This is a genomic window from Rugamonas aquatica, from assembly GCF_009380215.1.
Lineage (GTDB): Bacteria > Pseudomonadota > Gammaproteobacteria > Burkholderiales > Burkholderiaceae_D > Rugamonas > Rugamonas aquatica_B.
This window is the reverse complement of sequence record NZ_WHUG01000003.1, coordinates 62,137-87,774: the sequence shown is the minus strand read 5'-3', so window position 1 is coordinate 87,774 and position 25,638 is coordinate 62,137. Positions and strand designations below refer to the sequence as shown.

26 protein-coding genes are annotated in these 25,638 nt (G+C 64.0%); 18 read left to right on the top strand and 8 right to left on the bottom strand.

Going from position 1 to position 25,638, the window contains the following annotated elements; genetic code table 11:
* Window positions 1-76: 76 nt before the first annotated feature.
* Window positions 77-967: an ArgP/LysG family DNA-binding transcriptional regulator gene (locus tag GEV02_RS08390; RefSeq protein WP_152837609.1), complete on the bottom strand. Its 891-nt coding sequence runs from the start codon at window positions 965-967 to the stop codon at window positions 77-79.
* A 144-nt stretch (window positions 968-1,111) separates the two neighbouring features.
* Here GEV02_RS08390 and GEV02_RS08385 point away from each other — a divergent pair, with 144 nt between their 5' ends.
* Window positions 1,112-2,554 (top strand): dihydrolipoyl dehydrogenase, encoded by a 1,443-nt coding sequence (locus GEV02_RS08385; RefSeq protein ID WP_152837608.1) that lies wholly within the window; start codon window positions 1,112-1,114, stop codon window positions 2,552-2,554.
* Between the two features lie 77 nt (window positions 2,555-2,631).
* Window positions 2,632-3,768, top strand: coding sequence for an HD-GYP domain-containing protein (locus tag GEV02_RS08380; RefSeq protein WP_152837607.1), 1,137 nt, complete (start codon window positions 2,632-2,634; stop codon window positions 3,766-3,768).
* Between the two features lies 1 nt (window position 3,769).
* Here the strand turns inward: GEV02_RS08380 and GEV02_RS08375 are convergent, their stop codons facing one another.
* Together GEV02_RS08375 and GEV02_RS08370 are read right to left on the bottom strand one after the other, a co-directional pair.
* Entirely contained in the window at window positions 3,770-4,252 is a 483-nt protein-coding gene (locus GEV02_RS08375; protein WP_152837606.1) for an SRPBCC family protein, read from the bottom strand.
* Between the two features lie 82 nt (window positions 4,253-4,334).
* Window positions 4,335-5,243, bottom strand: coding sequence for a LysR family transcriptional regulator (locus tag GEV02_RS08370; RefSeq protein ID WP_152837605.1), 909 nt, complete (start codon window positions 5,241-5,243; stop codon window positions 4,335-4,337).
* A gap of 101 nt (window positions 5,244-5,344) precedes the next feature.
* Between GEV02_RS08370 and GEV02_RS08365 the strand changes: the two genes are divergently transcribed.
* From GEV02_RS08365 to GEV02_RS08350, 4 genes are all read left to right on the top strand, one after another.
* Window positions 5,345-6,337 (top strand): zinc-binding alcohol dehydrogenase family protein, encoded by a 993-nt coding sequence (locus tag GEV02_RS08365; RefSeq protein WP_152837604.1) that lies wholly within the window; start codon window positions 5,345-5,347, stop codon window positions 6,335-6,337.
* A gap of 52 nt (window positions 6,338-6,389) precedes the next feature.
* The gene (locus GEV02_RS08360; protein ID WP_071658856.1) at window positions 6,390-8,450 is read left to right on the top strand and encodes a UvrD-helicase domain-containing protein; all 2,061 of its coding nucleotides are present in this window, start codon (window positions 6,390-6,392) and stop codon (window positions 8,448-8,450) included.
* 65 nt (window positions 8,451-8,515) lie between these two features.
* Complete coding sequence (locus tag GEV02_RS08355; RefSeq protein WP_235922715.1) at window positions 8,516-8,971, top strand: cache domain-containing protein; 456 nt, start codon at window positions 8,516-8,518, stop codon at window positions 8,969-8,971.
* Between the two features lie 46 nt (window positions 8,972-9,017).
* Window positions 9,018-9,233, top strand: coding sequence for a SlyX family protein (locus GEV02_RS08350; RefSeq protein ID WP_008443009.1), 216 nt, complete (start codon window positions 9,018-9,020; stop codon window positions 9,231-9,233).
* Here the strand turns inward: GEV02_RS08350 and GEV02_RS08345 are convergent, their stop codons facing one another.
* Window positions 9,234-9,701, bottom strand: a complete 468-nt coding sequence (locus GEV02_RS08345; RefSeq protein ID WP_008443008.1) for a heme-degrading domain-containing protein — start codon at window positions 9,699-9,701, stop codon at window positions 9,234-9,236.
* A 48-nt stretch (window positions 9,702-9,749) separates the two neighbouring features.
* Window positions 9,750-11,384 carry a TonB family protein gene (locus GEV02_RS08340; RefSeq protein ID WP_152837603.1) on the bottom strand — a complete coding sequence of 545 codons (1,635 nt, stop codon included), beginning with the start codon at window positions 11,382-11,384 and terminating at the stop codon, window positions 9,750-9,752.
* A 177-nt stretch (window positions 11,385-11,561) separates the two neighbouring features.
* On the opposite strand from GEV02_RS08340, the gene GEV02_RS08335 reads away from it, so the two are divergent.
* The 6 genes from GEV02_RS08335 (at window position 11,562) to GEV02_RS08310 (ending at window position 14,487) form a co-directional block, all read left to right on the top strand.
* A complete protein-coding gene (locus GEV02_RS08335) occupies window positions 11,562-12,008 on the top strand; it encodes an SRPBCC family protein (RefSeq protein ID WP_152837602.1) in 447 nt (148 codons plus the stop codon).
* 117 nt (window positions 12,009-12,125) lie between these two features.
* Window positions 12,126-12,578 carry a DUF2846 domain-containing protein gene (locus tag GEV02_RS33255; RefSeq protein ID WP_152837601.1) on the top strand — a complete coding sequence of 151 codons (453 nt, stop codon included), beginning with the start codon at window positions 12,126-12,128 and terminating at the stop codon, window positions 12,576-12,578.
* A gap of 201 nt (window positions 12,579-12,779) precedes the next feature.
* Window positions 12,780-13,205 carry a type II toxin-antitoxin system VapC family toxin gene (locus tag GEV02_RS08325; protein ID WP_152837600.1) on the top strand — a complete coding sequence of 142 codons (426 nt, stop codon included), beginning with the start codon at window positions 12,780-12,782 and terminating at the stop codon, window positions 13,203-13,205.
* Window positions 13,206-13,303: 98 nt separating this feature from the next.
* Entirely contained in the window at window positions 13,304-13,573 is a 270-nt protein-coding gene (locus tag GEV02_RS08320; RefSeq protein WP_152837599.1) for a type II toxin-antitoxin system RelE/ParE family toxin, read from the top strand.
* A 14-nt stretch (window positions 13,574-13,587) separates the two neighbouring features.
* A complete protein-coding gene (locus GEV02_RS08315; protein ID WP_152837598.1) occupies window positions 13,588-13,893 on the top strand; it encodes a HigA family addiction module antitoxin in 306 nt (101 codons plus the stop codon).
* A gap of 36 nt (window positions 13,894-13,929) precedes the next feature.
* Window positions 13,930-14,487, top strand: a complete 558-nt coding sequence (locus tag GEV02_RS08310) for a TMEM175 family protein (protein WP_152837597.1) — start codon at window positions 13,930-13,932, stop codon at window positions 14,485-14,487.
* A 1-nt stretch (window position 14,488) separates the two neighbouring features.
* Here GEV02_RS08310 and GEV02_RS08305 read toward each other — a convergent pair whose 3' ends face one another.
* Window positions 14,489-15,250 (bottom strand): hypothetical protein, encoded by a 762-nt coding sequence (locus GEV02_RS08305; protein WP_152837596.1) that lies wholly within the window; start codon window positions 15,248-15,250, stop codon window positions 14,489-14,491.
* A 10-nt stretch (window positions 15,251-15,260) separates the two neighbouring features.
* A complete protein-coding gene (locus GEV02_RS08300; RefSeq protein WP_152837595.1) occupies window positions 15,261-15,635 on the bottom strand; it encodes an MmcQ/YjbR family DNA-binding protein in 375 nt (124 codons plus the stop codon).
* Window positions 15,636-15,850: 215 nt separating this feature from the next.
* On the opposite strand from GEV02_RS08300, the gene GEV02_RS08295 reads away from it, so the two are divergent.
* The 4 genes from GEV02_RS08295 (at window position 15,851) to GEV02_RS08280 (ending at window position 20,718) form a co-directional block, all read left to right on the top strand.
* Window positions 15,851-17,983, top strand: coding sequence for a M3 family metallopeptidase (locus tag GEV02_RS08295; RefSeq protein WP_235922714.1), 2,133 nt, complete (start codon window positions 15,851-15,853; stop codon window positions 17,981-17,983).
* 24 nt (window positions 17,984-18,007) lie between these two features.
* The gene (locus GEV02_RS08290; RefSeq protein WP_235922713.1) at window positions 18,008-20,134 is read left to right on the top strand and encodes a M3 family metallopeptidase; all 2,127 of its coding nucleotides are present in this window, start codon (window positions 18,008-18,010) and stop codon (window positions 20,132-20,134) included.
* 86 nt (window positions 20,135-20,220) lie between these two features.
* Complete coding sequence (locus GEV02_RS08285; RefSeq protein ID WP_008442988.1) at window positions 20,221-20,430, top strand: VF530 family protein; 210 nt, start codon at window positions 20,221-20,223, stop codon at window positions 20,428-20,430.
* Window positions 20,431-20,439: 9 nt separating this feature from the next.
* Window positions 20,440-20,718 (top strand): DUF4404 family protein, encoded by a 279-nt coding sequence (locus GEV02_RS08280; protein WP_152837594.1) that lies wholly within the window; start codon window positions 20,440-20,442, stop codon window positions 20,716-20,718.
* A 64-nt stretch (window positions 20,719-20,782) separates the two neighbouring features.
* On the opposite strand, the gene GEV02_RS08275 is transcribed toward GEV02_RS08280, so the two are convergent.
* Window positions 20,783-21,292 (bottom strand): DUF1269 domain-containing protein, encoded by a 510-nt coding sequence (locus GEV02_RS08275; protein WP_152837593.1) that lies wholly within the window; start codon window positions 21,290-21,292, stop codon window positions 20,783-20,785.
* A 234-nt stretch (window positions 21,293-21,526) separates the two neighbouring features.
* On the opposite strand from GEV02_RS08275, the gene GEV02_RS08270 reads away from it, so the two are divergent.
* A complete protein-coding gene (locus tag GEV02_RS08270) occupies window positions 21,527-23,848 on the top strand; it encodes a YgiQ family radical SAM protein (protein ID WP_217433118.1) in 2,322 nt (773 codons plus the stop codon).
* A gap of 196 nt (window positions 23,849-24,044) precedes the next feature.
* The gene (locus GEV02_RS08265) at window positions 24,045-25,475 is read left to right on the top strand and encodes an RCC1 domain-containing protein (protein WP_152837591.1); all 1,431 of its coding nucleotides are present in this window, start codon (window positions 24,045-24,047) and stop codon (window positions 25,473-25,475) included.
* The last annotated feature ends 163 nt before the right edge of the window (window positions 25,476-25,638 follow it).

Below are 25,638 nucleotides of genomic sequence, written 5' to 3'. Positions count from 1 at the left end.
TTTGGACACGAGCTCATGTGTCAAGAGCGATAACGGCTGAATTCGTGTCCAAATGTCAGACTTGACCCCAATGGGTTTAAAGCAGGAAGCGTTTGGCGGTGGCGACGATCTGTTCGGTCAGCGCGCGGGTGAACGGCGTGTCCAGGTTCCAGGCGTGCCAGTTCAGCGCCACGTCGACGTAGTGCCCGGGCGCCAGGTCGACCAAGCGGTCGTTGGCCAGCGCGCTGGCCACCTGGATCTGCGGCATCAGCCCGTAGGCCAGGCTGCCGTGGACGCATTCGGTGACGGCGGCCGACAGCGGCATCGTGTGGTGCGGATACGGACCGTTCAGGTCCAGCACCGTGCGCAGGAAGCCGGCCATCATGTCCTGGTCGCTGACCACGGCCGGCGCCAGCCGCGCCGCCTCCAGCGATAAACCATCGCCGAACCAGTGGCCGGCAAACGCCGGCGTCGCCACGCAGACGTAGCGCAGCTTGCCCAGCGGGGTCACGTCCGGGCCGTTGGCGTGTGGGTCGGGATGCTCCTGGGCGGCGGCGATGCTGCCGAATACACTACCCTCCTGCACCAGATGCAGGGCCATGCGCTGGTCGGCCAGCTGCACCTTCAGCTGGCAGCGCGGCGGCGACAGCAGGGGTTGCAAGCTCATGGGGAACCAGGTCGCCAGGCTGGCGGCGTCGACCGCCAGCGCGATTTCCGGCATGCTGACCTTGTGGCCGAGGTCGATATCCAGCGCCGCTTCCATCAACTTGACGTTGCGGTGGTGCGACACCAGCCTCTGGCCCAGCCCGGTCGGCACGGCCGGCTGGCCGCGCACGATCAGCAGGCGGCCGGCCGCGTCCTCCAGCGCCTTGATGCGCTGGGACACGGCGGATTGGCTGATGCCCAGCGCCAGGGCGGCTTTTTCGAAGCTGCCCTGGCTGGCGACGGCGTCCAGCACGGCGAGTGCGCGATAGTCCAGTGTTCCCATAAGCTGCACTTATAAAAATTGAAAACGATAAGCGATACTAATACTCTTTTGCTCTGAAGTAAAACTCGATTACAAGCAATCGTGCGCGGCCGCCGGATTTGGCGGGCGCCGATGCCGGCCCGCCAAACGGTGTAGACTTTGCGCATGAAAACGCTACGCACCGAAGTCGCCGTCATCGGCGCCGGCACCGCCGGCATGACCGCCTACCGCGCCGCCACCACCGGCGGCAAGAAAACGCTGCTGATCGAGTCCCACGTCTACGGCACCACCTGCGCCCGCGTCGGCTGCATGCCCAGCAAGCTGCTGATCGCGGCGGCCGAGGCAGCGCACGCGCTGCATGCGGCGCCGGCCTTCGGCGTGCATGCGGGCGAAGTCCGCATCGACGGCAAGGCCGTGATGGCGCGTGTGCGCAGCGAGCGCGACCGGTTTGTCGGTTTCGTCGTCGACAGCGTCAACGGCTATCCGGCCGAGGACAAGATCCACGGCCATGCGCGTTTCCTCAGCCCGACCCAGTTGCAGATCGACGAGCACACGCTGATCGAGGCGGAGCGCTTCGTCATCGCCACCGGCTCCACGCCCATCGTGCCGGACGAGTGGCGCGCGGCCGGCCCGCGCGTGATCACCAGCGACGAAGTGTTTTACTGGGACGATCTGCCGGAATCGATCGCCGTGGCCGGCACCGGCGTCATCGGCCTGGAGCTGGGCCAGGCGCTGGCGCGGCTGGGCGTGCGCGTGACCGTGTTCGGCCGTGGCGGCAGCGTCGCCCAGCTCAGCGATCCCGAGGTGCTGGACGTGGCGCGCCGCGCCATGGCCGACGAACTCGACGTGCGCTTCAAGACCAAGGTGGTGCAGGTGGCGCAGCAGGGCGACGGCCTGGATGTGACCAGCGAGGACGCCAGCGGCCAGCGCCGCACCGAGCATTTCAGCTACCTGCTGTCGGCGATAGGCCGGCGTCCGAATGTGCACAAGCTGGGCCTGGAGAACACCGGCCTGGAGCGCGATCACCAGGGCATACCGCTGTATGACAAGCAGACGATGCAATGTGGCAGCAGCGCCATCTTCATCGCCGGCGACGCCGACAACGAACGCCCGCAACTGCCGGAAGCGGCCGACCAGGGCCGCATCGCCGGCGACAACGCGGCGCGCTACCCGGCCGTGCAGCCCGGCCTGCGCCGCACGCCGCTGACCATCGCCTTCACCGAGCCGCAGATCGCCACGCTGGGCGTCAGCTACGAGGAATTGTGCGCTTCCTACGCCGGCCGTTTCGCCGTCGGCAAGGTGTCGTTTGAAAACCAGGGCCGCAGCCGCGTGATGTTGCAGAACAAGGGTATGCTGCGCGTGTATGCCGAGCACGCCACCGGCCGCTTCCTCGGTGCTGAGATGATAGGCCCGCGTGCCGAGCACATCGGCCATCTGCTGTCCTGGGCTTGCCAGGCCGGGCTGACCGTCAGCGCCATGCTGGACATGCCTTTCTACCACCCGGTGGTGGAGGAAGGCGTGCGCACGGCGCTGCGCGACCTGGCGCATCAACTGGCCAATGCGCCGGCCCACGATTGCGCCTGCGTCGATTGCACGCCCGGACCCTAGGGTCAAAATACAACAAACTCACACATTCTCACTGAAACCCCGTATGCTGCTGGCTCGATAGTTTTTTATCAACGGCAATGAAGATACGTAGAGTGACGGCGGCCGATCTGAAACTGGGCATGCTGATACCGTGGAATGTGTACGGTGAGAATGGCGCCCTGCTGGTCCGCAAAGGTCATATGATCGCCAGCGCCAATCAGATCGATTATCTGGTGGAGCGCGGCTCCTTCGAGGATCACAGCGGCCAGCAGGACGCGGCCAGGGAGCCTGACTCGGCGCTGCGCAAGCTCAACGCCGCCAGCCTGGCGTTGCAGACCCTGCTGCCTTCGCTGGCCGTGCACGCCGCGCCGCCGGACCTGCGCCGCCGCCTGGAAGAGGTGGCCCTGCTGGTTGCCGACGCCGTGGCCGTCAACGTCGATGCCGCCACCGCCACCCTGCTGCATAATCAAACCGCCACGCCGTACGCGGTACGCCACAGCGTCGACACCGCCGTCATCGCGCAGGTGCTGGCGAAGGCCAGGCAGCTGTCGCCGGCCGATACCCTGAGCCTGACGCTGGCCGCGCTGACCATGAATGTCGCCATGCTGGCGCAACACCAGCGCCTGCAGGACAGCCGCGCCGAACCCAGCGCCGCCGACCGCGCCGCGATGCTGGCCCATCCCGAGGCCGGCGTGCAGTTGCTGCGCCAGGCCGGCATCACGGACCAGGCCTGGCTGGACTGCATCCTGTACCACCACGAAAACGAAGACGGCAGCGGCTATCCGCTGCACAAGTCGGGCGCGCAGATTCCGCCGCTGGCGCGCCTGCTGGCGCTGGCCGACCGTTACGCCGCCCGCGTCGCCGAGCGCGTCTGGCGCAAGACGCTGGCGCCGCACGCGGCCTTGCGCGATCTGCTGCTGGAGTCGAACGTCACCATCGACGGCAACCTGGTGACGCTGCTGATACGCGAATTGGGCATCTATCCCATCGGTACCTGGGTACGGCTGATCAATGGCGAGATTGGCGTGGTGTCGCGCCGTGGCCTGCAATCGACCACGCCGCATGTGACGTCGGTGATCGGCCCGCGCGGCGCGCCGCTGGAGTTGTTCCTGCAACGCGACACGCGCGGCGAATTGCACGCCATCCGCGAAGTGTTGAGCACGGCGCAGGTGGCCGCGCTGCAGGCGCCGCCGCTGCGCATGGAGCAGGTGTGGGGCCGCAGCGCGGCCGTCTGACTCAGTTCAGCAGCGCATCCAGCCGGCCCTGCTGCGCCAGGTCGCGCAGCACGCGGATGGTGTCGATATCCGATTCCTGGTAGGCCGAGCGGCGGAATTCGTCGTACATCGAATTGGCGGCATCGGTCGCCGCATCGTGGCCGTCGTCGTACTGGAAGCGCACGTACAGCGCATCGGCGCTCGGCGTTTCGATGGTCATCGTCAGGCTCGACTGGCTGATGTCCTGCTGCGCCGCCACCTCGTAGCGCACCTGGCGCATCGGTTCCAGCACCACGCGGTCGTCGATGACCAGCTCGCCGTAGCGCAGGCTGCGGCTGAAGCCGTTCTCGCTGCGTTCGGTGATGGTGCACTCGTCCAGGTGCGGCACGAACAGCTTCGGCGATTCGGCGCGCAGCACCAGGCCGCTCCACAGCTGCTTGATGCTCAGCGCATCGATCAGTGGATTCAGCGGGTCGTTAATTTCTATCAGATGTTCGAATTTCATAGGAAAACCATGTCAAAGCCAGGCGCACGCGCGCCTCATCCCCGCATGGTAACGCATCTGTCACAAAGACGACTGCGCCGGCTCAGGCGATGCCTTCGTCCCAGTACGGTTCCGGCCCGAAGCGCCGGCTGAAGAAGTCGATGAAGGCCTGGCTCTTGGGCGGCAGGAAACGGCGGTTCAGGTAGACAGCGGAAATCACCGAATCGGTGGTCTGGTAGCCCGGCAACACCCGCACCAATGCGCCGCTGCGCAACTGTTCCGCCACCAGCCAGGTCGACGACAGGCTGATGCCGAGACCGGCGATGGCGGCGTCGCGCAGCGCCTCGCCGTTGTCGCTGCGGAAGCGGCCGCTCACGCGCAGCAGCAATTCACCGCCGTCGCGCTCGCGCAAGCGCCACGGGTTCATCGCCTGTAACACCAGGCATTCGTGCTGCAACAGGTCGGATGGCTGCTGCGGCACGCCGCGCTGGCGCAGATACTCGGGCGAGGCGCACAACACCAGCTTGCTCGGCGCCAGCGGCCGCGCCACCAGCGCCGAATCGCGCAGCGGGCCGATGCGGATGGCGACGTCGATGCCGTCCGCCGCCAAGTCGTGGGTGCTGTCGGACAGGCGCAGGTCCAGCTGCACGCCAGGGTGTTCCTCCAGAAACTGCGCCACCTCGGGCACGATGTACAGCCGGCCGAACGTCACCGAGGCCGCCACCCGCAGCAAGCCCTGCGGCTGGGCGTTGCCGTGGCCGACCGCCGCCGACGCCTGCTCGGCTGCGTCCAGCAGCGCCATTGCCCGTTCCAGGAATACTTCGCCGTCCTGCGTCAGCGTGATCTGGCGCGTGGTCCGGTGCAGCAGGCGCGCGCCTAGCTGCTTTTCCAGCTGCGCCATGCGGGTGCTGGACGCGGCCGGCGACAGGCCGAACTCGCGCCCGGCGGCGGACAGGTTGCGGGTCGCGCACACCCGCACAAACAGCGCCACATCGGTCAGGTCCAGAGCCATTTGATTGTTTTGATGAAGAATGATTTCATCATTATGCCAATTATCAAAAGCAATGCGGCAAATCATACTGCGTCCATCCAAACTTATTTCGAGGAAACGCCATGAAAGCCATCGCCGTCACCAACACCGCCCTGCAAGACGTGGAAATCGCCGTGCCTGCCGCCACCGGCCACGATCTGCTGGTCAAGATCGAAGCCATCTCCGTCAATCCGGTCGACACCAAGGTGCGCGCCGGCGAAGCGGCCGACGCCGCTCCGCGCGTGCTGGGCTGGGATGCTGCCGGCACCGTGACCGCCGTCGGCCCGGACGTGACGCTGTTCAAGGTCGGCGACACCGTCTACTACGCAGGCAGCATCGTACGCCCCGGCGCCAACAGCGAATTCCACCTGGTGGACGAGCGCATCGTCGGCCGCAAGCCGGCCAGCCTGGACTTCAACCACGCCGCCGCCCTGCCGCTGACCTCGATCACCGCGTGGGAAGCGCTGTTCGACCGCCTGGCGATCCGCCGCGACGGCGCCGACGCCGGCAAGCGGGTGCTGGTGATCGGCGGCGCCGGCGGCGTCGGCTCGATCGCCATCCAGCTGGCCAAGCAGCTGGCCGGACTGACGGTGATCGCCACCGCCTCGCGTCCCGAGTCGGCCAAGTGGGTGCGCGAGCTGGGTGCCGACCATGTGATCGACCACAACGGCGACATGGCGGCGCAACTGCTGGCGCTGGAGATCGCCGACGTCGACTACGTGCTGTGCCTGAGCGACACCGACCCGCACTTCGACGCCATCGCCCAGGTGGTGGCGCCGCAGGGCAAGGTGGTCAGCATCGTCCACAACGCCGCGCCGCTGGACATGGACAAGCTGTTCGCCAAGAGCGTGACCTGGGTGTGGGAAATGATGTTCACCCGCTCGATGTTCGGCACGCCGGACATGATCGAACAGCACAAGCTGCTCAACGAAGTGGCAGCGCTGATCGACGCCGGCAAGCTGAAGACCACGCTGGGCGAGGTGTACGGCAAGATCAGCGCCGCCAACCTGCGCCGCGCGCACGAGGCGCTGGAAGGCCGCCGCACCATCGGCAAGATTGTGTTGTCGGGCTTCTAAGCGGCCGGGGGCTGTACAATGACTGGCTGTTCCCTAGCCAGATCGTCACCCGATGTCCAAAGCCCCCCAATTCGGTCTTAATGTCCCGCAAAGCGAGGCCGTCATGTACCTGGACGGCCCATGCCTGGTGCTGGCCGGAGCGGGCTCGGGCAAGACGCGCGTGATTACCCAGAAGATCGCCCACCTGATCGAGGACCGCGGCTACGATCCGCGCACCATCGCCGCGCTGACCTTCACCAACAAGGCCGCGCTGGAGATGCAGGAGCGTATCGCCAAGCTGCTCAAGCAGCCGCGCCAGGCCAAGCAGCTGACGGTGTCGACCTTCCACTCGCTGGGCGTGAAGATCCTGCGCCAGGAAGCCAACGGCGTCGGCCTCAAGGACCGCTTCTCCATCATGGACGCCGACGATTGCGGCTCGCTGATCCAGGACCTGGCCATCACCACCGACAAGCAGGTGGTGCGGCGCATCCAGACCGACATCTCGCTGTGGAAGAACGGCCTGGTCGATCCGATGATCGCGCTGGACAAGGCCAAGGACGAGGACGAGGCGCAATCGGCGCGCATCTACGCCAGCTACGTGGCCACGCTGTCGGCCTACCAGGCGGTGGACTTCGACGACCTGATCCGCCTGCCGGTGGAACTGTTCCGCAACAACGAGCCGATCCGCGACAAGTGGCAGCGCCGCCTGCGCTATCTGCTGATGGACGAGTACCAGGACACCAACACCTGCCAGTACGAGCTGGTCAAGCTGATGGTGACGGGCGTTGGCAAGAAGCCGATGTTCACCGCCGTGGGCGACGACGACCAGGCGATCTACGCCTGGCGCGGCGCGTCGGTGGAAAACCTGAAGACGCTGCAGACCGACTTCCCCGACCTGGCGGTCATCAAGCTGGAGCAGAACTACCGCTCCACCACCCGCATCCTGCAGGCGGCCAACGCGGTAATCGGCAACAACCCCAAGCTGTTCGAGAAATCGCTGTGGTCCGAGCACGGCCTCGGCGAGCCGATCAAGGTGCTGGGCATGGCCAACGACGACCAGGAAGCCGAGCAGGTGGCGATCATGATTTCGGCCGACCATTTCGAGCGCAAGAACAAGTGGTCCGACTACGCCATCCTGTACCGCGGCAACCACCAGGCGCGCATCATCGAGCAGTCGCTGCGCAAGGAACGGATTCCGTACACGATCTCCGGCGGCCAGAGCTTCTTCGACAAGGCCGAGATCAAGGACATCATCAGCTACCTGCGCCTGCTGGCCAACACCGACGACGATCCGGCCTTCATCCGCGCCGTCACCACGCCGCGGCGCGGCGTCGGCCAGTCGACCATGGAAACGCTGGGCACCTTCTCCGGGCAATGGCAGTGCTCGCTGTTCGAGGCGGTGTTCAAGGGCGGCATCGAAGCCCTGCTGACCGACCGTCAGCTGGGCCCGCTGCGCGACTTCTGCAACTTCATCAACAACCTCGAAGCGCGCGCCAGCCGGCCCGGCCCGAGCGGCAGCGGCGACAACGCGGCCCAGGTGCTGGACGATTTGCTGGAAGCGATCAACTACGAATCCTATCTGTACGATATGTTCGATGAGCGCGCGGCCCAGGGCAAGTGGCAGAACGTGCTGGAGTTCACCAACTGGCTGAAGGAGCGCGGCCGTGGCGGCAAGGACCGCGACGGCGAAGAGAAGAACGTGCTGGAGCTGACGCAGATGGTGGCGCTGATGTCCATGCTCGAAGGCCAGGACGAAGACCCGGACGCGGTGCGCATGTCGACGCTGCACGCGTCGAAGGGATTGGAGTATCCGCACGTGTTCCTGGTCGGCGTCGAGGAAGGCATCCTGCCGCACAAGGGCGATGCCGATGCGCCGGCCGAGACCATCGCCGCCCGCGTGCAGGAAGAGCGGCGCCTGATGTACGTCGGCATCACGCGCGCGCAGCGCACGCTGCAGATCACCTGGTGCAAGAAGCGCAAGCGCGCCGGCGAGCAGGTGCATTGCGATCCGTCGCGCTTCATCAAGGAGATGGAACTCGACGTCGGCACCGCCGTGCCGGCCGAGTCCGAAGTGATGACGCCGAAAGAGCGGCTGGCACGAATGAAGGAACTATTAACCACACCGAAGACCTGATCCGGCGGGTGTTTGTGCTAGCATCGGCATGTGCCGTCCTGGCGCGATACCAACGGAGGTGATCCTTGCGTACCCAACTCATTGCGTCTCTCGTTTTCGCCTGCGCGCTGCTGCCGATGGCACACGCCGCAGAGTTCGCCACCAAGCCGGAAGCCGAGGCGATGGTGAACAAGGGCTTGAAGTTTTTGAAGGCCAATGGCAAGGACAAAACCTACGCCGAGATCAACAAGAAGGACGGCCAGTTCAGCGACCGCGACCTGTACCTGACCGTGTACGGCCTCGACGGCGTGGTGCGCGCGCACGGCGCCAACGCCAAGATGATCGGCAAGAACCTGATGGAAATTAAGGACGTCGACGGCAAGGCCTTCGTCAAGGAGCGCGTCGAGCTGGCGAAGAAAAAGCAGCCGTTCTGGCAGGACTACAAGTTCACCAATCCGACCAGCGGCCAGATAGAACCGAAGGCCATGTATTGCGTACCGGAAGACGATATGGTGGTCTGCGGCGGGGTCTATCTCAAGTGAGGCCACTGAGGCTGTAGAATGCGTGCTTTCCAGCAGGGAGTATGCCGTGAGCACCACCGAAGACCGCTTCATCGATATTGAAATCAAACTGGCGCACCAGGAACACATCGTGGAGTCGCTGAACCAGCGCGTCTACGAGCAACAGCAGCAGATCGACAAGCTGGAGCAGATGTGCGCGGCGCTGGTCCAGCATGTGCGCGACCAGGCGCAAAGCAGCGGAGGCGGCGGCGCCCTGGCGCACGAACCGCCGCCGCATTACTGATCAGGCCAGCACGGCCCGCAGCGCCTCGACCACGATCGCATGGTCTTCCGCCTGGCGCAAGCCGGAGACGGTGGCCGTGCCGATCAGGCCGACATTCCTGACCACGACCGGGAAGGAACCGCCGTACGGCGCGTATTCCTTCGGGTCCAGATACTTCACGTCCTCGAAGACCACGCCGCGGTTTTTATAATCGGTGCCGATGTGGAAAGAGCAGCGGCCGAAGCGCGTCACCACATTGCTCTTGCGGCGTATCCAGTCGGCCTGGTCCGGCGTGGCGCCCTGCATCGCGTGATGGAACAGCACCTTGCCGTTGACGGTCACGTTGACCGTGACGCTCTTGTCGCGCTGCCTGGCCAGCTCGATCACTTTCAGGCCCAGCGCCAGCGCGGTGTCGCTGGTGAAGGTGGTGAATTGCAATTCCTTTTCCTGCAGCGCCAGGGTTTCCAGCAGCTCGGCGTAATTTTCCATACTTGATCCTCTCCGGTACAAGACGGCAGTGTAGCCGAGCCGCCCGGATTAGCGGAAGACGAATCGCGGGGCGGCGGCCCGTTGCTCGGCCTTCTCCCGCCACTGCTGGGCTTGCGCCGCATCCGGCTTGAGTCCCAGCTCGCCTTTTTCGTAAGCGGTGGCGAGGCGGCGCATGGCGGACAGGAAATTCAGCTCGGCTGAACGCCGGTACATATCGACCGCGTCCGACGCGCTTTTCGGCACGGCGCGGCCGGCCTCGGTCAGCATCGCCAGGCGATACAGGCCGTCCGCATTGTTTTGCGCGGCGGAAGCCTGGTACAGCGAGGCCGCCTTGCTCAAGTCCTTGGCCATGCCCTTGCCCTGTTCATACATGCCGCCCAGCGCGGCCTGCGCGTTGCCGTTGCCCTGGGCGACGGCGCGCGTGTACCAGTCGCGCGCGGCCGCATAGTCCTGCGCCACGCCGCTGCCGATTTCGAAGGCATAGCCGATGTTGTTCTGGGCGACGGCGTTGCCGGTCTTGGCGGCGGTGCGCTGGAACGCCAGGCCCTGAACCGGATCGGCCTTCTCGCCGAGCAGGCCGTAGGTCAGCACGATGCCCCAGCGGATTTGCGAGGAGGTGTCGCCGTCCTGCGCTGCCTGGCGCAGGTAGCGGGCGCCTTCCTCGTCGCTGTGGAACACGCCTTCGCCACGCAGGTACATGGAGGACAGATCGCGCTCGGCGGCGGGATTGTGTTGGGCCGCGGCCCGTTCCAGCCATTGCTGCGCCAGCGGCAGGTCTTTCTCCACGCCCCGGCCGTACAGGTAGAACATGCCGAGATTGGCCTGGCCCCACGCATGGCCGCCTTCGGCCGCCTTGCGGTACCACTCGGCCGCGACGGCGCGGTCGAGCGGCACGCCACGGCCGTAGGCGTGCAACAGGCCGATATTGTTTTCCGCCTGATGGTCGCCTTGCTCGGCCGCCTTCAGATACCAGTCCATCGCCTGCGCGTAGTCTTGCGTGACGCCTTTGCCGTGTTCATAGCGGTAGCCTGTTTCAACCTGTGCTTGCACGTGGCCGGCTTCGGCGGCTTTGTGATACCAGATCGCGGCTTCGACCTGGTTGGTCGGCGCGCTGTGGCCGGTGGCCAGCCGCAAGCCCAGCAGGTACTGTGCTTCCGGCAGGCTGTGATCCAGCATCGTGCGGAACTGGCCCAGCGTGACGGCCTGGTTGGCTTCGCCGTTGCTGTAGGCCTTGGCCAGCTGGTACAGCGCATCGGCGTCGCCGGCCAGCGCGGCGTCGCGGTACTGGTTGACCGCCGCCAGGTCGGGCTTCAATGAGGACGGGCCGTCCAGCGTCCAGACGTACTGCATCTGTTGCCAGGCGCTGACGGGCTTGCCGTCCACCATGCCGGGCTTGAAGCGGCAGGAACGCAGGCCGGCCACTGCCGCGTCGTCCAGCAGCGGGAAGCCGCTGGAGCGGGTGACTTTTGCATCGGCGACGCCGCCGTCGGTGCCGATCAGGAAGGCCAGTGTGACGGTTCCGGTTTGTTCCTTGCGCAGCGACTCCTTGGGCCAGACCGGTTTGGCGCAGCCCTGGAAATCCGCAGTGCCGAGCTTGGGCGTATCCGCGGCGCAGGTGCCCAGCGAGACCGCGATGCCCAGTGTCGCAGCCAGCAAGCGTCTGGTGGAAAAAGTCTGGGCCATAGCGTATCCTTAATGTTTCATATTTGAAAACAGGCAGGATAGGTGCAAAGTCGTTCCATGTCCATTACGGGCAGGATAGGATAGGTGCGACGGCCGTCATCGCGCGTGTCGAATTATCGGGGCGTCGTTCGTCGTAGGGCTGGAGGGACGTCCTCTACACTCACAGGAGCAACGATCATGACTACGAATACCGTACAACTGCACCGCGTTTTCAAATCCAAGGCCGATCGCGTCTACCGCGCCTTCCTGGATGCCGCCGCGCTGGCCAAGTGGCTGCCGCCGCATGGCTTTACCAACACCGTGCATGCGCTGGATGCCAGGGTGGGCGGCAGTTACCGCATGTCGTTCACCAACTTCACCACCGGTGGGCAGCACAGCTTCGGCGGCGAGTATCTGGAGCTGGTGCCGAACGAGCGCCTGGTCTACACCGGCACGTTCGATGATCCGAATCTGCCGGGCGTGATGAAGACCACGGTGACGCTGCGCGACGTGTTCTGCGGCGTGGAGGTGAAGGTGGTACAGGAAGGCATCCCGGCGGTGATTCCCGTGGAGGCGTGCTATCTGGGCTGGCAGGAATCGCTGGTGCTGCTGGCGCAACTGGTCGAGCCTGAGATACGCGAGTGAGGCCGGCGGCTAGCGCCACTGTGCAAGTGGAATAGTGTTGGTATAATGAAATACTTGCTAAATTTATAGTTTTTTGGCAGGTAATTTCAATGATCTACCTCACCTTTAGGAAAACCAGTGTCCAACTACAGCTTAGTTAAAAAACTCGCAGTCGTCGTTTCTGTCCTCGTTATGACCGGGTGCGCAAGCATCAACAAAGCGCCTGCAACCGTTGATGCGGAGTCGAAGCTGTTCAAGCCAAACCCAGCAACGTCGCAAGTCTATGTTTATCGCAACGAAACCCTGGGTGCGGCGCTGTCCATGCCAGTCACGGTTGATGGCAAACTGGCCGGCAACACCGGACCGAATTCCTTCTTCAAGTTCGATCTGCCAGCTGGCGCGCATACAATCACTTCCCAGGGTACCGGGTCCGAACTGACCGTCAACACCGAAGTTGGCAAGCTCTACTATGTGTGGCAGGAAGTGAAAATGGGCCTGATGTCGGGCGGTTCGAAGCTGCAACTTGTGGCGGAAGAAGTCGGTAAAAAAGCTGTTGCCGAGTGCGCGCAAATCCAATCGGCGTTGCAATAAAAGTGAGGCGGGCCTTGATCCAAGGCCCGCCTGCGGCCGGGACGGCGAGTCCATGGGGTGCTATGATCTAGTGACCATCCAGAAAAGCGACCCGCCCCGCCAGCAAGTCCCAAGCTTGACCGAACATCGGGCGGGCATTCGTTATCTGGGCGAGCCGGCAGCCGAATTCATACGCAAAATGCGCGACTCGGATCGCTTCTGATGCGGTATATCGACACCAGTGTGTTGATGGCTTTCCTGCTTCCAGAATCCGGCAGTCAACTCGCGGAACGTCTGATGACCAGTCCTGGCGACGCCTTGGCATTTAGCAGTTGGACGGAAGTGGAGTTGCTGTCTGCACTGGGCATACAGGTTCGGCGCAAGGCCATCACGCGACGTGGAGCACGGAAGGTCGTCGATGCCTTTGCAAACCTCGTTGCGCCAGCGCTAGTCCGGCTTGCGGTCGATGACAACGACCATCGCATGGCGGCATATATGCTGGATGGATGGCAGACCGGCCTTCGCGCAGGCGACGCACTGCATTTGGCGATGGTCCAAGCATATCAGGCCGAACGGTGGACCTTCGATCAAACCATGTCGAAGGCTGCCTCGCATTTCGGCCTTCGATGCCAGCTTTTGCGCAGCTAACAGACTGTCATGGTTTGTAGCTCACGATGATCATCGGCCAGACGCGGGAAAAGTCCCGCCTGATTGACCGTTATCCGGATAACGGATAAAATTTTCAGATGCCTATCCAATCCTTTGGATGCCTCGACACCGAGGCTCTTTTTACCACGGGCAAGAGCCGTAGGTTCGTCAACATCAAGAGTGCAGCTGAGCGCAAGCTGGCCCAACTCGATGCGGCTCCCTCGTTGAACTTCATGACAGTTCCGCCGGGTAACGATCTGAAGGAGTACAACGGCGCTTGGCATGTCCGTATCAACGATCAGTGGCGTCTGACCTTCAAGTGGGGCGAGAACGGCCCGTATGATGTGCTGATCGAAGACCCACATTGAACTCGGAGTGCACTATGTTTAAGAACGGCATGCGTCCTGTCCACCCGGGCGAGATCCTGTTAGAGGACTACATCAAGCCCATGGGCGTGAGCGTACGCGCTGTGGCTTTGGCCTTATGTGTTCCTTACTCGCGCCTCAGCGAAATCACCAAAGGCGAACGCGGCGTGACGGCTGATACAGCCCTGCGCCTGGAGCGCTATTTTGGTAGCGAGGCTCAAGGCTGGCTGAATCTGCAAAGTGCGTATGACTTACGTGTCGCCGAGACCCTGGCCGGCAAGACCATCGCCAAGCAGATCAAGCCCCTTGCGCTGACGGTCTAATCCACCGGCAAGCGTAGGCACAACATAGGAGAATAGATGGGCAAGAGTAGGTTGGAGGCATTCAGCGATGGCGTCATCGCCATCATCATCACCATCATGGTGCTGGAACTGAAGGTGCCGCATGGCGCGGACTGGGCGGCGTTGCAGCCTTTGTGGCCGGTGTTCCTCAGCTATGTGCTGAGCTTTATCTACGTCGGCATTTACTGGAACAACCACCATCACCTGATCCACACCGTCAGCCACGTCACCGGCGGCGCGCTGTGGGGCAATCTGCATTTGCTGTTCTGGCTGTCGCTGGTGCCGTTCGTCACCAGCTGGGTCGGCGAGAACCATTTCGCCGCATTGCCGCTGGCCTGCTATGGCTTCATCCTGTTCATGTCCAGCATCGCTTACTTCGTGCTGGCCAAGTGCCTGGCCGCCAACAACGAAGCCTTGCGCGTCGCCCTGGGCAAGGACCGCAAGGGCAAGCTGTCCACTCTGCTGTACTTGATCGGCATCGGTATGTCCCTGCTCGTGCCGATGGCCGGCTTCGCCATCTACGTGGTGGTGGCGATGATCTGGTTCATCCCCGACCGCCGCTTCGAACGCCGCTGATCTAGCTGCCGCAGTGCTCGGCGATGCGCGTCCATACGCGGCGCGAATCGGTCTGCATGTGGATGCCCGTTTGCCCCATCGCCTGCATGGCCTTGGCCACAGCCGCCGCCTCTTGCGGTGTCTTGGCGTCGGCTTGCGCTTTGGCCAGGGCCGCCATCGCCTGCGCGCGTCCGGCGTCCATAGCCGCCTGCTGCTGAGGCAGCGCCGCCAGCGCCTGCTGGGCTTTGGCGCGCTCTTCCGGCGTGCCGTGCTTCGCCATCTGCTCCATCATCGGCCGCAGCGCTTCCACGCTCGGTGCGCCGGGCGTGGGCGCCAGGTCGGCATGGTCGATGAACTCCCAGGTGTTTTCGCTCAGACGGCGCACCGTCAGCTTGTAGCGCCCGCCGGCGCACTGGGCGATGTGGACGATGCCGTCGGCGCCGCCGGTGGTCGACAGCGTCTTGCAGGCCGCCGCTCCCAGGTTCGGCGGCAGCACCGGCGTGCCGGCCGGATGCGCCGGCACGCAAAAGCGGACCGGGCCGTCGCCCTTGAAGTCCTGCCGGGCTTTTCCGCCGGGACCGGCGACGGTGGCGGTGACGTCGCCGCTGGCGCCATCCGTCTGCTGGCGGGCGCTGGTGCCGGTGTCGCGCATGCGTATGGTGCCGTCGGTATCGATCTGGTACAGGCCCGGCGGCGGCATCGCCTGCTTGAAGGTGGCGACGGAAACGGCGGCGGCGCAGCAGCCGGCGGCCAGCAGGCTGGCCAGGGGAAGCAGGCGGATCATAGGGCTCTCCTTATTCATCGTGCTCATTGTGCGTTGCCAGCGCTTTTTGCCTGGCCTTGCTGAGCGACTCCACCGCGCGGCGGTACGAAGCCGCCACCAGTTCGGTCAGGTAATCGGCCGGGAACCGGCCCACGTCGACGATCGTCACCCAGTGAAAGCGGCCCATGTAGCGGGCCGGCTTCACGCCCGGCCTGTCGGTCAGTTCCAGGAAGCGGTCCGGCGTCACGCGCAGGCTGAAGCGCCATTGCTCCGGCTCGCTGGTCTTGAAGTACGCGAAGGTCTTGTCCCCGACCTTGTAGACCAGGATGTTCGACGGCTCGCCGTGCAGGGTTTCCACCGCGCCGGGGTATTGCCGGCAATGCCGTTTCAGCTCTTCTGTATTCATGTGTATGGCCGCGTTGCATCGAAACGTCAGTGTAGCTGCAAAAATAACAATTCGACAAAGCTTTCTTCGGGAAATACCCCCGCTTTCCAATCAAGTGCAGTGCAGCATTTTTTGCCAGTGACTGCCGCCATGTCACCCTGATATGATCTTGCGCTTCCATGCTGCGCTTCGCTGCGTCAGCATTTTCCTTCGTCGTTTAAATGAAAGATGTGATCATGTCCCGTCCTCAGATGCTCGTTATCGCGGCCGCCCTCGGCCTGGCCTTCACCCAGACCGTGCTGGCTGCTCCCGTTGCTCCTGCTGCGGCGCTGGCCGGCAATCCGCTGGCCGTCGTCAGCAAGCTGCCGTTCCACTACCCGGCATTCGACCAGATCAAGGACGAGCACTTCCAGCCGGCCTTCGTCGAAGGCATGCGCATCCAGCTGAAGGAAATCGAGGCGATCGCCAACAACAAGCAGCCTGCCACCTTCGAAAACACCGTCGTCGCGATGGAAAAATCCGGCGAGCTGCTGACCCGCGTGCAGACCACCTTCGGCAACCTGCAGGGCGCCAACACCAACGACAAGCTGGACGCGATCGACAGCGAAATGTCGCCGAAGCTGGCGGCCCACGGCGACGCCATCTACCTGAACGCCAAGCTGTACGCCCGCGTCAAGTCGCTGTACGACAAGCGCGACAAGCTCAAGCTGGACGCCGAGTCCAAGCATCTGCTGGAACGCTATCACACCGATTTCGTCCGCGCCGGCGCCAAGCTGTCCGCCGCCGACAAGGAAAAACTGAAGGCCATCAACGGCGTCATCGCCACGCTGCAAACCACCTTCACCCAGAACGTGCTGAAGGAAACCAACGCCTCGGCGCTGGTGGTCGACACCCGCGAAGAACTGGCCGGCATGACCGACGGCGCCATCGACGCCGCCGCAGCGGCCGCCAAGGCCAAGGGCCTGGATGGCAAGTTCCTGGTCGCCATCGTCAACACCAGCGGCCAGCCGCCGCTGGCCGTGCTGACCAACCGCGCCGTGCGCGAACGCCTGATGGCCGCGTCGCTGACGCGCGGCAGCCACGGCGGCGAGTTCGACAGCCGTGAAACCGTGCTGAAAATCGCCAAGGCCCGCGCCGAGAAAGCCACGCTGCTGGGTTACGCCAACTTCGCCGCCTACTCGCTGGAAGACCAGACCGCGCACGACACCAGCGCCGTCAACAAGCTGCTGGGCGAGCTGGCCAAGCCGGCCGTCAACAACGCCAAGAAGGAAGCGGCCGACCTGCAAGCCGTGGTCGACGCCGACAAGGGCGGCTTCCAGATCGACGCTTCCGACTGGGCCTACTACACCGACAAGGTGCGCGCCCAGCGCTTCGCCTTCGACGAGAACCAGCTCAAGCCTTACTTCGAACTGGACAACGTGCTGGTCAACGGCGTGTTCTACGCCGCCGGCAAGCTGTACGGCCTGTCGTTCAAGGAGCGCAAGGATCTGCCGGTGTACAACCCGGACGTGCGCGTGTTCGACGTGTTCGACGCCGACGGCAAGCAGCTGGCCATCTTCCTGGCCGACATGTACGCCCGCAGCAACAAGCAGGGCGGCGCCTGGATGAACGAGTACAGCTCGCAGTCGACGCTGCTGGGCACGCACTCGGTGGTGGCCAACCACCTCAACATTCCTAAGCCGCCGGCAGGCGAGCCGACGCTGCTGACCTACGATGAAGTGAAGACCGCCTTCCACGAGTTCGGCCACGCGCTGCACGGCATGTTCTCCAACGTGAAGTACCCGCGCTTCTCCGGCACCAGCGTGCCGCGCGATTTCGTCGAGTACCCGTCGCAAGTGAACGAGATGTGGGCCGTGTGGCCTGAGGTTCTTTCCAACTACGCCAGGCACTACAAGACCGGCGCGCCTATGCCGAAGGAACTGCTGGACAAGGTCATCGCCTCGAAGAAATTCAACCAGGGCTTCCTGACCACCGAGTACCTGTCGGCTTCGCTGCTGGACCAGCGCTGGCACCAGCTGACCCCGTCGCAAATCCCGACCGATGTGCTGGGCTTTGAAGCGCAATCGCTGAAGGACATGGGCGTGGACTTCGCGCCGGTGCCGCCGCGCTACCGCACCACCTACTTCTCGCACAGCTTCTCCGGCGGCTACTCGGCCGGCTACTACGCCTACCTGTGGTCCGAGAAACTGGACGCCGACACCGTCGAATGGTTCAAGGAAAAAGGCGGCCTGAAACGCGAAAACGGCGACTGGTTCCGCGCCAAGCTGCTGTCGCGCGGCGGCACCGACGATGCGATGAATTTGTTCCGCAACTTCCGCGGCCGCGATCCTATCATCGAGCCGCTGCTGGACCGTCGTGGCCTGAAATAAGATAAACCGTTTATAAGAAAACAGATGAACACCAATATGATTATCGCCGCCGGCGTGGCGGCCATTTGCAGCGTCGCGCACGCGGCCGAGCCGGCTTCCATGCTGCCGGCCAGTAACGCCTTCGCCAAGGCCAGCACGCTGCCGTTCGGCTACCCGCCGTTCGACCAGATCAAGAACGAAGACTACGGCCCGGCCTTCGCCGAAGGCATGCGTATCAACGCCGCTGAAATCGAAGCCATCGCCAACAACAAGCAGCCGGCCACGTTCGAGAACACCATCGTCGCGATGGAGAAATCCGGCCAGTTGCTGTCGCGCGTGTCCAGCGTGTTCGGCAACCTGTCGGGCGCCAACACCAACGACAGCTTCAAGGCGCTGGAGCGCGATCTGTCGCCCAAGCTGGCGGCCCACAGTGATGCGATCCGCCTGAACGCCAAGCTGTATGCGCGCATCAAGTCGCTGTACGACAAGCGCGCCAAGCTGCACCTGGACGCCGAGTCGCTGTACCTGCTGGAGCGCTACAACACCGACTTCGTGCGCGCCGGCGCCAAGCTGTCGAACGCCAACAAGGAAAAACTGAAGGCGCTCAACAGCGAGCTGGCCCAGCTGTCCACCAGCTTCGCCCAGAACGTGCTGGAAGAAGCCAACGCCTCGGCGCTGATCGTCGACACCCGCGAAGAACTGGCCGGCATGTCGGACAAGGCGATCGACGCCGCCGCCGTCGCCGCCAAGGCGCGCGGGCTGGAAGGCAAGTTCGCCATCCCGGTCGTCAACACCACCGGCCAGGCCAACCTGGCGGTGCTGACCAACCGCGCCGTACGCGAACGGTTGATGGCCGCTTCGATGGCGCGTGGCAGCCACGGCGGTAAGTTCGACAACACGCAAGTCGTGCTGAAGACGGCCAAGCTGCGCGCCGACAAGGCCGCGCTGCTGGGTTATGCCAACTTCGCCGCCTACTCGCTGGAAGACCAGACCGCGCATACGCCGGAAGCGGTCAACAAGATGCTGTCCGAGTTCGCCCGTCCGGCCGTCGCCAACGCCAAGAAGGAAGGCGCCGAGATCCAGGCGGTGATCGACAAGGAAAAAGGCGGCTTCCAATTGGCCGCGCAGGACTGGTCGTTCTACAGCGACAAGGTGCGCGCCGAGCGCTTCAACTTCGACCAGAACCAGCTCAAGCCTTACTTCGAGCTGAACAATGTGCTGGTCAACGGCGTGTTCTTCGCGGCCAACAAGGTCTACGGCCTGACGTTCAAGGAGCGCAAGGACTTGCCGGTCTACGATCCGGACGTGCGCGTGTGGGATGTGTTCGATGCCGACGGCAAGCAGCTGGCCATCTTCATCGGCGATTACTACGCGCGCAGCAACAAGCGCGGTGGTGCCTGGATGAATGCCTACGTGTCCCAGTCCAAGCTGATGGGCACGCAGCCGGTGATCGCCAACCACCTCAACATTCCGAAGCCGAACGCCGGCGAGCCGACGCTGCTGACCTACGACGAGCTGCGCACCGCCTTCCACGAGTTCGGCCATGCGCTGCACGGCATGTTCTCCGACGTGAACTATCCGCGCTTCGCCGGCACCCGCGTGCCGCGCGACTTCGTCGAGTTCCCGTCGCAGGTCAATGAGATGTGGTCGGTATGGCCCGAGGTTCTCGCCAACTACGCCAAGCACTACCAGACCGGCGCGCCGATGCCGCAGGAATTGCTGGACAAGGTGATCGCGTCGAAGAAATTCAACGAGGGCTACCGCACCACCGAGTACCTGGCCGCCTCCATCCTGGACCAGAAATGGCACCAACTGGGCGCGAAGCAAATCCCGGCCGATGTGCTGGGCTTCGAGGCGGCATCGCTGAAGGCCGCCGGCGTCGATTACGCGCCGGTGCCGCCGCGCTACCGCACCACCTACTTCTCGCACGTGTTCGCGGGCGGCTACTCGGCCGGCTACTACGGCTACCTGTGGTCGGAGAAGCTGGACGCCGACACCGTCAACTGGTTCACCGAAAACGGCGGCATGCTGCGCAAGAACGGCGACTGGTTCCGCAAGATGCTGCTGTCGCGCGGCGGCACCATGGATGCGATGCAGATGTTCCGCAACTTCCGCGGCCGCGATGCGCAGATCGAGCCATTGCTGGAGCGCCGTGGCCTGACTGAAAAGTAAGCTGCCGTTCAGCAAGGAACACGGGGCCGGGCTCGATTTGTGTAAGAATCGAGTCCGGCCCTTTCATTTATGAGTAAGATAGAACTATGAGCAACGAACTGCACGGCGTGACGCTGGAAGCCATCGTGACCCGTTTGCACGCGCATTACGGCTGGGAACAGCTGGGCCAACGGATCGACATCAACTGCTTCATCAGCGATCCGAGCGTCAAGTCCAGCCTGAAATTTTTGCGCAAGACGCCGTGGGCCCGCGCTAAAGTCGAAGAACTTTACGTCGCCACGAAATTTACCGACTAGGGGACTATTATGGACAGCAACCTGAAGGCATCACTGAGTTCTCTGCGCTCCAACCTGGCCAGCGCCGGGCCGATCGACGATGAGCTGCAGGATCTGCTGACGCAACTCGACGGCGATATCAAGCAACTGCTGGAACGCCGCGCCGCCGAGACCGCGCCCGGCGAGAGCACTACCTACGGCCTGGCCGAGCGCACCCAGGAAATCTCCGCCAAGTTCGCGGCCCAGCATCCGCAGCTGGAACCGGCCTTGCGCGAATTGGGCAATATCCTGTCCAGCATGGGCATCTGAAGCCGCCATGCTGCGCAGGAAGTGTACGAGAACCCGGGGAACCTAAGTCCCCGGGCAGCCGGCGTTACGGAAACGCCAGCATCGGCGGTTCCATACCGCCAAAGCTGATTTCGGGATGACGCTTGGCGATCATCTCTTCGATTTCCTCGACGCGCCCCACCGGCACGTCGACGATCAATAAAACCTGGCCCTGCTCGATGCGTTCGGCGAACGGTTTGAGCCGCGTGTTCGGCACGGCCGCCGCGTTCATGCCCGAGGCCCAGCCGCCGAAGATCGCCCCGCCCAGCGTCACCAGCAGGATGGCGGCGGTGCGCAAGGTCATGCCGTCCACCGGAAACATGGTCAGGAAGACACCGGCCCCGAGGCCGACGATGGCGCCGATGACCACGCCCAGCTGGGCGCCGTGCACCAGATCGGTTTTCTGCATGAAGCTGACATCCGGCATGTCCGATGGCAGCGCATCCCTGGCCATGAAGCGCATGTGGCCGATTTCGATACGGGCCAGCAGCAGCTCATCCAGCATGGAGCGGGCGCTCGGTACGTCCGGCAGCATGAAATACAGTCGACGTCGCATGATGGTCTCCCGGCGATAGGTATCTCTCCGTTATAGCAAAGCTGCCGGGCAAAGCAATGTAAATCCGTCATCATTTACACACAAGTGTTTGAATACTAAAAGAATTTTTCTTTCCATCATGAGCGGAGCGGGGGCATTTCCGGTACAATGCTGTCCGATATGAACACCCCTACCAATTTATTTGCGGCCGTCCCCAAGCGGTCTGCCCGCGCTGCCACAGCGCCTTTCCTTCCCATGTCCCGCGCCGAGATGGACGTGCTGGGCTGGGATCAGTGCGACGTCATCCTGATCACCGGCGACGCCTACATCGACCATCCGAGTTTCGGCATGGCCCTGGTCGGCCGCCTGCTGGAGGCGCAAGGCTTCCGCGTCGGCATCATCGCCCAGCCTGACTGGCACTCGGCCGACGCCTTCCGCACGCTCGGCAAGCCGCGCCTGTACTACGGCGTCACCGCCGGCAATATGGATTCCATGGTCAACCGCTACACGGCCGACCGCAAGCCGCGTTCCGACGACGCCTACACGCCGAACGGCGAACCGAACAAGCGCCCCGACCGCGCCGTGTCGGTCTACGCTCAGCGCTGCCGCGAAGCCTTCCCCGGCATCCCGGTGGTGATCGGCTCGATCGAAGCGTCGCTGCGCCGCATCGCCCACTACGATTACTGGTCGGACAAGGTGCGCCGTTCGGTGCTGTTCGAATCCAAGGCCGACATGCTGATCTTCGGTAACGCCGAGCGCGCGCTGGTCGACCTGACCCGCCGCATGGCCGACGGCGAGAGCATCAAGACCATCCGCGACCTGCGCGGCACCTCCTTCCTGGTGCCGGCCGGCTGGATGCCGAGCGAAGAGTGGGGCGTGCACAACAGCACCCGCGTCGACATGCCGGGCAAGATCGACAAGCATATCGATCCCTACCTGATGGTCGACAAGAGCTCGCCGACGACCTGCGCGACCGGTAACAAGCCGGCCGACGATGTGAATCCGGCCATGGTCGAGCCGACCAAGGCCGCCCTCATGGCCGAGCCGGCGCCTGCGCCGGCCGAGGTGTACAAGCCGATCCGCATCATGAGCCGCGAAGAACGCCGCGCGATGGAGCTGGAAAAGCACCACAAGACCGTGGTGCGCCTGCCATCGTTCGAAACCGTCAGCGCCGATCCGGTGATGTACGCGCACGCCTCGCGCGTGTTCCACCTGGAGTCCAATCCCGGCAACGCGCGCGCGCTGGTGCAGGGCCATGGCGACCGCGACGTCTGGATGAACCCGCCGCCGCTGCCGCTGCAGATGGACGAGATGGACAACGTCTACGACATGAACTACGCGCGCGCCCCGCACCCGAGCTACGGCGGCGCCAACATCCCGGCGTGGGAAATGATACGGTTCTCGGTCAACATCATGCGCGGCTGCTTCGGCGGCTGCACCTTCTGCTCGATCACCGAGCACGAAGGCCGCATCATCCAGAGCCGCTCGGAGCCGTCGATCCTGCGCGAGATCGAGCACATCCGCGACAAGACCAAGGGCTTCACCGGCATCATCTCCGACCTCGGCGGCCCGACCGCGAATATGTACCGCCTGTCCTGCAAGGACAAGGAAATCGAGACCACCTGCCGCCGCCTGTCGTGCGTCTACCCGTCGATCTGCGTCAACCTGGGCACCAACCACAATCCGCTGATCAAGCTGTACCGCAAGGCGCGCTCGATCCCCGGCGTGAAGAAGATCCTGATCCAGTCCGGCCTGCGCTACGACCTGGCCGTGCGTTCGCCCGAGTATGTCAAGGAACTGGTCACGCACCACGTCGGCGGCCTGCTGAAGATCGCGCCCGAGCACACCGAACCCGATGTGCTGAGCAAGATGATGAAGCCGGGCATCGGCGCCTACGACGAGTTCAAGGCGATGTTCGAGAAGTATTCGCTGGAAGCGGGCAAGAAGCAGTACCTGATTCCCTACTTCATCGCGGCCCACCCGGGCACCACCGACGAGGACATGCTGAACCTGGCGCTGTGGCTGAAGAAAAACAACTTCCGCCTCGACCAGGTGCAGACCTTCATGCCGACGCCGATGGCCATGGCCAGCGCCATGTACCACTCGCGCAAGAACCCGCTGAAGAAAGTGACCGAGGATTCGGAAGCGGTGGAAACCCCGCGCAGCCTGAAGCAGCGCCAGTCGCACAAGGCCTTCCTGCGCTATTACGATCCGAAGAACTGGCCCATCCTGCGCGAAACGCTGCGCCGCATGGGACGCGGCGACCTGATCGGCACCGGCGAGCGCCACCTGATCCCGCCGTACGTGGTGGGCGAGGAAAACTTCAAGTCCTCGCAGGGCAAGCGCGCGATGCCGATGCTGGCCCCGGGCGCTGACAAGCGCGGCGGCAAGCTGGCGCCGCCGGCCGGCGCCGGCCGCGGCAAGGCCAATGCGCTGACCGGCTCGTTGACGGCGCGGGCCTCGCTCGACACCAAGCCGCGCGCGTCCATCCTTGACACCATCAAGATCAAGAAGCCGGCCGCGATGGCGCCGGCGGTCAAGGCCAAGGCCGGCAGGCCTACACGCAGCGGCAAATAAGCCGTCCGCCCTGCCTAAAAAAGCAGCGACCCTCACCGGCGCTGCTTTTTTTTTGCCAATTCCTCCAAAGAAATGTTGTTAAATACCCCTATCGGTGCAATTACATGGATAATTCAGTCCTGCTCCGGCGATGTGCGCAGTCCGCTTGCGGCTACACTGATTGCTCCGCAGACCTCATTCTGTGAACTGGAAGATCATGAAAAATTTTAAATTCTCGACCCTGTTGATGATCCCCGTGCTGGCCGTGCTGGCGGCCTGCGGCGGCGGTGGCGGTGGTTCGTCCACCGCCACGGCTACGCTGCAGAGCATCACCATCAGCAGCTCCGACAACGCCACCACCATCGCCATCGGCGCAGCCGCCAAGCAGCTGACCGCCACCGGCCGCTATTCGGACGGCAGCAGCAAGGCGCTGGCCTCGACCGGCGGCCTGGTGTGGGGACCGTCGAATTCCACGGTGCTGCAGATCGCCACCAACGGCACGGTGACCGGCAAGCTGGTCGGCACCGACACCATCACCGCCACGCAGGACGGCGTGACCGGCAAGCTGGCCATCACCGTCACGGCGCCGTGGGGCGGCGTGGTGGCAGGCGGCGTGGCGGCCGGTGGCTACCAGACCATCGCCCGCAAGGCCGACGGCAATCTGTACAGCTGGGGCGAGAACATCAAGGGCCAGCTGGGCGACAGCACCACCGTCAACCGCAACGCGCCGGTGCTGGTCTCCGGCGGCGGCACCAGCTGGAAGCAGGTGGCGGTTGGCGACCAGTTCGCGGTGGCGGTCCGCAACGATGGCACGCTGTGGGCCTGGGGCTACAACCAGGACGGCCAGCTGGGCGACGGCACCCAGATCAACCACACGGCGCCAACGCAGATCGGCAAGGACAAGGATTGGAACCTGGTCGCGGCCGGCAAGGCGCACGCGCTGGCCATCAAGACCAGCGGCGTGCTTTACGCCTGGGGCCGCAACGACCGCGGCCAGCTGGGCGACGGCACGACGATCAACCGCACCGCGCCGCTGAAGATTGGCCTGCTGTTGTGGTCGGCCATCTCGGCCGGCGAAACCCATACCATGGCGATCCAGCGCGACACCAATGACTTGTACGGCTGGGGCGGCAATGCCTACGGCCAGGTCGGCAACCTGCTCAAGGTCGATGTGCCGGCGCCGGTCAAGATCGGCACGCTGAAATGGACGTCGCTGTCGGCCGGCGCCTTCCACACCATGGCCATCACCAACTCGGGCACGCTGTACGCCTGGGGCCAGAACACCTACGGCCAACTGGGCAACAACGGTTCGCTCGACCTGACCTCGCCGGCGCAGATCGGCACCGACAGCAACTGGTCGCAGGTCGCGGCCGGCACCCAGCACACCATCGGCGTGCGCAACGACGGCACGCTGTGGAGCTGGGGCGCCAATACCGAAGGCCAGCTGGGCACGGGCGGCACCGATGTCGTCATCCCGCAGCAGGTGGGCAACGACAAGAACTGGAAATTCGTGGCGGCAGGCAAGGCGCACAGCTTCGCCCTGAAGACCGACGATACGCTGTGGGGCTGGGGCCGCAACCAGGAAGGCCAGCTGGGCAACGGCCAGACCGCGGCCTACGCGCCGATCCCGGTCAACGTGCCGAACTAAGCGTTGAACTGAGCGCCGTTCGCGGCGACCTCGACGGACGGCGGGCGCAAGCCTGGCCGTCCGTTGCTTTTTGTGCTTGAATATTGTCAGATTGCGACGATATCCGCGCCCGAAGCGGATACAATTTGAACTAGTCCGTTTCCCCTGGAATCCCTAGTGCCCT